Consider the following 487-nt stretch of genomic DNA (forward strand, 5'->3'; position numbering starts at 1 on the left):
CTCATCGCCCGGGGGCCGGTCAAGGACAGTGACCGAAGTGACCGCGACGACCTCGATCAGGCCGGTCACCCCGGTCAGCCCGAGGGCATCGCGGTCACTCGGACTGACCGGGCCGGTCGGCAGCAGCCGCAGCCCGGTCAGGTCAGCACCGGACAGCCCGTCACCGCCCTGACCGACCGGCCCCGCCTGTCCCTGGACAAGCAGACCCCGGACGCCCGGACACTGACCGGGGACAGTGCCCCGGCGGACAGCAGCGGCCCGTACACCGGTCACTGCGACCGGGGGCTCAACGCCGCTGACCTGGTCGGACAGCCGGACACCGCCCCGGCGGTCGGTGACCGACAAGCCGTCACCGAGCCGGTCACCGGTCGCCCGGACAACCTCCCGCCGGTCACAGGCCAGCCGGTCACTCCGCCACCGGTCACTGACCGCGACACCCGGACAACCGGTGACCGGCGACCTGACCCGGACACCGAGGAGCTGCTGG

Annotated in this window: 1 pseudogene; it reads left to right on the plus strand. The window is 73.3% G+C overall.

Annotated elements, in window-relative coordinates:
• Positions 1-487, plus strand: a pseudogene (locus tag RB628_RS41325) (hypothetical protein); the annotation flags it as partial.

The sequence above is a fragment of the Streptomyces sp. ADMS genome (assembly GCF_033441795.1).
In the GTDB taxonomy this organism is placed as follows: Bacteria; Actinomycetota; Actinomycetes; order Streptomycetales; family Streptomycetaceae; genus Streptomyces.